Origin of the sequence: Bradyrhizobium sp. NAS96.2 (assembly GCF_001908235.1) — a bacterium.
Taxonomy (GTDB): domain Bacteria; phylum Pseudomonadota; class Alphaproteobacteria; order Rhizobiales; family Xanthobacteraceae; genus Bradyrhizobium.
Window position 1 is genome coordinate 1 of sequence record NZ_LGHK01000284.1, and the last position, 4,032, is coordinate 4,032.

The window sequence follows — 4,032 nt, forward strand, 5'->3', positions numbered from 1 at the left end:
GCCGCTTTGGCGGCAAGGGCGGCGCCACCCCCGGGATTTCACGGGGGCCGTATCAGGCCGCGAGCCCGCAGCTCGCCAACAGCTCGATCATGCGCGGCCAGCGCAGCGCGATCTCCCGCCGCGAGGCGCTGATCCTGCTATCCTTGATCAACCACCCCTGGCTGCTGCACGACCATCTGGAGGAGGTGGCGGCGCTGGAGCTTGCCCACCCGGAGGCCCACAAGCTCAGGGCCGCCATTATCGCGGCCTTTGCCCACGATCATCACCATTCCCCTGACGTCGAGGAGCAGGCCGAGAAGATGCGCGCCGACCTTGAGGCAAGCGGATTATCGCAGATTCTTCAAAGGGTTGAGCGGGCGATCACAACCCAGGCGGTGTGGGGGACGCAGATCGGCGCGGCGCGCGAGGATGTTTTATCAACCTGGCGTCAACTCGTTGCCTTGCATCAGAAAACCCACGCCTTACTTAGGGAAAGAAAAGATGCGGAAGCGGCCTTGGCTGAAGACTCCAGCGAGGCCAATCTGGCATGGTTGCAGGATATCCAGGCCCGGATGGCAGAAGCCGACGGGACCGAAGCCCTGATTGAAGGGTTCGGCGAATTATCGGGCCGGTTCCAGCGTAATGTCTGATAACAAAAATGCTGCGGACGGCACCGGCCGAACCAGCGAAAAGACTCGCCAAATCCATGGTTTGGCTGCAAAAACAGGGTTAAGCGAAACTTAATAGCCTCGCGGCTATTGCAGATGGAAACCATCGAGACGGATGACAGGGGTGGCGAAATTTGTGCGCCGCCCTTTGTGCGTCGAGAGAGTAATTCTAGATAGCGTGCAAACGTGCGTGCGTGGCACCATTTTGCATGACCGCGTTTCGGGAGCTTAGTGAATGGCCACCAAGGCAAAGACGCTGCAGGTTAAGGACAAGGAAAAAGACGACAAGGCAGCGGATGCTCCTGAGAAGGATTCCGCTGACGCGCCGTCGCCGTTGCTCGACCTGTCGGATGCCGCGGTGAAGAAGATGATCAAGCAGGCCAAGAAGCGCGGCTTCGTGACCTTCGATCAGCTCAACGAAGTGCTGCCTTCCGACACGACCTCGCCCGAACAGATCGAAGACATCATGTCGATGCTCTCGGACATGGGCATCAATGTCACCGAGGCCGACGACTCTGAAGGCGAGGACGAGAAGGACGACGGCGACGACGAGACCGATAACGAGCTCGTCGAGGTCACGCAGAAGGCCGTCACCGAGGTCAAGAAGTCGGAGCCCGGCGAGCGCACCGACGATCCCGTGCGCATGTATCTGCGCGAGATGGGCACCGTCGAGCTGCTGTCGCGCGAAGGCGAAATCGCCATCGCAAAGCGCATCGAGGCCGGCCGAGAGGCGATGATCGCGGGCCTCTGCGAGAGCCCGCTGACCTTCCAGGCCATCATCATCTGGCGCGACGAGCTCAACGAAGGAAAGATCTTCCTTCGCGACATCATCGATCTCGAAGCCACCTATGCCGGCCCCGAGTCCAAGGGCGGCATCAATCCGAACCTGATCGGCAACAACGGCGCCGAGGGCGCTGCCGCTGAAGGCAATGGCGGTGATGCGCAAGCCGGGGCGCCGGCCCATGTCGCGCCGCCCGCAGCTCCGCCGTCGCCGACTCCGTTCCGCGCCGCGCCCGCCGGTGGCGAAGCAGGCGCCGAGGAGAAGGATCCCGCTGAGGCCGCCGCCGAAGGCGACATGGACGACGACGAGTTCGAGAACCAGATGTCGCTCGCTGCCATCGAGGCCGAGCTGAAGCCGAAGGTGGTCGAGACCTTCGACAAGATCGCGTCCGAGTACAAGAAGCTGCGCCGCCTGCAGGAGCAGGACATCGCCAACCAGCTGCAGAGCGAGTCGCTGTCGCCCTCGCAGGAGCGCAAGTACAAGAAGCTGAAGGACGAGATCATCGTCGAGGTGAAGTCGCTGCGCCTCAACCAGGCCCGCATCGATTCACTGGTCGAGCAGCTCTACGACATCAACAAGAAGCTGGTCTCGTTCGAGGGCCGCCTGCTGCGCCTCGGCGACAGCCATGGCGTTGCGCGCGAGGACTTCCTGCGCAACTACCAGGGCTCGGAGCTCGATCCGCGCTGGCTCAACCGTGTCTCGAAGCTCTCGGCCAAGGGCTGGAAGAACTTCGTCCATCACGAGAAGGACCGCATCAAGGACCTGCGCCACGAGATCCAGTCGCTGGCCGCGCTCACCGGCCTCGAGATCGGCGAATTCCGCAAGATCGTGCACGGCGTGCAGAAGGGCGAGCGCGAGGCCCGTCAGGCCAAGAAGGAGATGGTGGAAGCCAACCTCCGTCTCGTGATCTCGATCGCCAAGAAGTACACCAACCGCGGCCTCCAGTTCCTCGACCTGATCCAGGAAGGCAATATCGGCCTGATGAAGGCGGTCGATAAGTTCGAATATCGCCGCGGCTACAAATTCTCGACCTACGCCACCTGGTGGATCCGGCAGGCGATCACCCGTTCGATCGCCGATCAGGCCCGCACCATCCGCATCCCCGTGCACATGATCGAGACGATCAACAAGATCGTCCGCACCTCGCGCCAGATGCTGAACGAGATCGGCCGCGAGCCGACCCCGGAAGAACTCGCCGAGAAGCTCGGCATGCCCTTGGAGAAGGTCCGCAAGGTCCTCAAGATCGCCAAGGAGCCGCTGTCGCTCGAGACGCCCGTCGGTGACGAGGAAGACTCGCATCTCGGCGATTTCATCGAGGACAAGAACGCGATCCTGCCGATCGACGCGGCGATCCAGTCCAACCTGCGCGAGACCACGACGCGTGTCTTGGCCTCGCTCACTCCGCGCGAAGAGCGCGTGCTGCGCATGCGCTTCGGTATCGGCATGAACACCGACCACACGCTGGAAGAAGTCGGCCAGCAGTTCTCGGTCACCCGCGAACGCATCCGCCAGATCGAAGCCAAGGCGCTGCGCAAGCTGAAGCACCCGTCGCGCAGCCGCAAGCTGCGGTCGTTCCTGGACAACTAAGCTTACAAGCACGCATTCAATGAAAACGGCGGGCTAATGCCCGCCGTTTTTGTTTGGTCAGCCTGTGCGCATTCCATCTGCCAGCGCCCGGGGCCACCCCTCTCCCCAACCCTCCCCCACAAGGGGGGAGGGAGCCTGTCCGGCGTGCCCGCCTCACGTAGCTCTCTCACGTGTTGGTTCTGCCGCGCTTGTACATCGCGCCACAATGCGTGCCGGACGTCGGTCGCGAAGGTGAGGAGTGTGCTGGCGGCAGGGCTCCCTCCCCCCTTGTGGGGGGAGGGGTGGGGAGAGGGGTGCCGCTTGCTCTGATGCTGATGGAGTGCGGACATGGTTCAGCGGGTGGGCTTGACGTAGCAGCCAGCTCGCCTGCGCTACTTCTTCTTCGCCCCGACCCGCTCGATCGACTTGATCTCGAGCGGCGCGCGGCCGCCCTTTTCGGCGATCTCGCGGTCCTGCTCGCGCAGGAAGGCGCGCACCGGCTCGTCGCCGTCGAGCCCGCCCAGCAGCTCCGAGGGCACGCGGCGGTTGGAGCGCTGCGAGCCGTCTTCATAGAAGACGTTGAAGAAGGCGAATTCGCCTTTGGGATTGGTCCCGGGTTTTTTCGGCATGCGCGGCTTGTCCTCGATCAGGGCGCTGCTGTCAAAGCAAATCCCGCGCGCTAGCGCGCTGGGCTGCCCTGCGCAATCCCGCGGCGAAGGCCCTTGCGATGTGACCGGACGTAATCCAGCGACATGTCAAGATGACAACGGCCTGCGAGATGTCCACCGTTCTCTTGCGTCCGGTGTCCGCCTCAGCCCTCGAACAGCACGAACGCCGCCCACACGCTGGCGTCGCGGGCGCCCGCGACCTTGCCCTCGCGCGCATCCCGCCGGGTCTGGCGCAGCGCATCGGAATAGGTCAGGCCCTCGGCGAGGTGCTCGTAGAAGCGCACCGTGAAGTTCGCGGTGCCTTCGTCGGCGACCGGCCACAGCGTCAACAGCGCGCGGCGGGCGCCGGCGATGCCGAGCGCGGTCGGCA

At 63.6% G+C, this 4,032-nt stretch carries 3 protein-coding genes and 1 pseudogene; 2 read left to right on the forward strand and 2 right to left on the reverse strand.

Translation table 11 applies throughout. The features are described 5' to 3' along the window. Positions 1 to 629 (forward strand): annotated as a pseudogene (locus AC628_RS39585) (DNA primase); the annotation flags it as partial. A 253-nt stretch (positions 630 to 882) separates the two neighbouring features. Further along, positions 883 to 3,015, forward strand: coding sequence for an RNA polymerase sigma factor RpoD (rpoD, locus tag AC628_RS39590; RefSeq protein ID WP_021077385.1), 2,133 nt, complete (start codon positions 883 to 885; stop codon positions 3,013 to 3,015). A gap of 371 nt (positions 3,016 to 3,386) precedes the next feature. Here rpoD and AC628_RS39595 read toward each other — a convergent pair whose 3' ends face one another. Next, positions 3,387 to 3,623 carry a hypothetical protein gene (locus AC628_RS39595; RefSeq protein ID WP_074132111.1) on the reverse strand — a complete coding sequence of 79 codons (237 nt, stop codon included), beginning with the start codon at positions 3,621 to 3,623 and terminating at the stop codon, positions 3,387 to 3,389. A 182-nt stretch (positions 3,624 to 3,805) separates the two neighbouring features. Continuing rightward, on the reverse strand, positions 3,806 to 4,032 hold a 227-nt coding region (locus AC628_RS39600), incomplete at its 5' end, for a CHAT domain-containing protein (RefSeq protein ID WP_143202056.1).